Below are 2083 nucleotides of genomic sequence, written 5' to 3'. Positions count from 1 at the left end.
CGCAGCCGCAAAGAGTTACGGGACTATGACCGCGAATTGTACAGACAGTGAAACGGCGTTAAGCGTTTCTTCCGCCGACTGAAGGCGTTCCGCCGCGTGTATACTCGTTACGACAAGCTCGATGTTATGTTCAGCGCATTCATTTATCTGGCTATTATCAGCATTGTTTTGCGCCGCGGGAACACGAGGAACCGAACCCGCAGGCAAAGACGGTGTTGCAACGGCAAGTTGACGGGGCGGTGTATAAATTGTATAGCTTAACGGAGGAGGAGATTAAGGAGGTGGAGAAGAAGGATAAAGAAGCTGCATAACCAGCACGCCCACCGAGCGGACATACTAGCAACCGAGCTTTTCAGACAAATCCCTCCGCCCTTTTTACCCGTTTAATGATTAATTTTATTAGTCTAACGGTAAATTTTATTCGTTGCGCACTGAATTTTATTCGTAAAATGGTTCATCCGACGAATAAAACGGCGAATTTTATTATTTGGATGACGAATTTTATTCGTCGGATGACGAGTTTTATCCGTTGAATTATTGATTTTATTCGTTTGGCGGCAAATTCTATTCGTTGAGCAGCATTGCTTGCCGGGAATGGGGGCGGCATAAAAGGTTGGAAAGCGACGGAAACTATGCCCGTCCCAGACCTATTCAAGCCCGCCGACAAAACAGCCTGCGATAACCTTGCCGCGCTGGTCGATAAAATATTTGGGTTAAAACGCAAGGAACACGAGAAACAAAACCCGCAAGCACAGACGGTGTTGCAACGGCAGATTGGGGCGGCGGAGAGGCTTCCCCGCTTTTTTCTCCGCGTTCCCCTCTTACGGAGCGCGGGGAAGGTCTTCGAGGACGCGTCGGTAGAACGGCGCGTAGTGTTCGGAGACTATGCGTCTCCACGAATATTCTTCCCTGACATAGCGCGCCGCGCGGCTGGCTATTCGGGCATACGCCGCGCGGTCTGCAAGGAAGCCGTCCGCCAGCGACGCGAGCAGCCCCGAAAGCGCCTCCGGCGTGTTGTCGCGGTACAGAAAGCCGGTTTCCGCGTCGAGTATCTTCTGCAAGCCGCCCGTCGCGTGGGCGACGGGAATCGTCCCGAACAACTGCCCGATAAAATCCTCCAGCCCGCACGGCTCAAACGCGCTCGGCAGCACCAGAAAATCGGCCGCCGCCGTGCACAGGCGCGCCAGCCGTTTGTTGTACCCGCGGCAATACGCGCACTTTCCGGGGAACCGTTCCGCGAGCGCGACGAGCCAGTTTTCAAAGCCGGATTCGCCCTGTCCGTGAACGGCGAAAGAGAGCGGCGCGCCCCGCGAAAGCAGCAGCTCTATCGCGCGCAGCAGCACATCGATTCCCTTCTGGTGCACAATTCGCCCGTGATACGCGACGAGCACGCCCGTTCCGCCTGCCGCGCCGAGCGTGCCGAAGCGGTCGACGCCGGCGAAATAGGCGTCCGGTTTGTCAGGCGACGACAGCAACTGCAGCAAATAGTCCCTGCACCGGTATTTGCCGCCGAAATCGTTCTCCGCCGGGTCGAACGGATAAGGCAGGAGCGAGATTTCCGGCTTCGTCGTATCGTATGATTCGGCGTCTATGCCGTTCGTGATTCCGGTAATATGCGTGCCCAGCCGCGAAAAGCAGGCGGAAAGTCCGTCGCTGTTGTCCGGCTGCTGCACCCGCGACAATTCCTCCGCGTACCACGGGGAAACGGTGGTAAGGTGCGCGTAAAACGACGCGAGCAGGTACGGCTCGACGCGGTTTCCGTTCAGGCTTTTCCCCAGCGTTTCGCCGCTGATTCCGGTGAGGTGCGCCGCTTCGCCGAGCGCGTAAAACTCGTGGTGATAGGCCGGTCCCGCGTTGTGAATCGTTACCGCGAACGCGGTCGGCGCGAAATGCGCCCGGAACTGCGGATTCTCCCGCGCCAGCGCGGGCAGCAATGCGGTCGGCGCGTCGTGACAGTGGACGAGGCGCGGCACGGCTCCCGACGCAAGCCCGTATGCCAGCGCCGCCTTTTGGAATAAGCCGTTGATCAGCCGTACGTCGTTGAATCCGGTGCCGCGCCTGTGGGCGGGGTTTTCCTGTTCGT

1 protein-coding gene is annotated in these 2083 nt (G+C 57.8%); it reads right to left on the bottom strand.

The window, feature by feature from the left end; translation table 11 throughout:
- Nucleotides 1-821: 821 nt before the first annotated feature.
- Nucleotides 822-2083 (bottom strand): glycogen synthase (locus tag AWU74_RS05245; protein WP_062328342.1); only part of this gene is annotated, 1262 nt, incomplete at its 5' end.

Source organism: Treponema endosymbiont of Eucomonympha sp., from assembly GCF_001028545.1.
The sequence above is the reverse complement of the archived record's forward strand: the minus strand, read 5'-3'. Positions and strand labels throughout refer to the sequence as shown.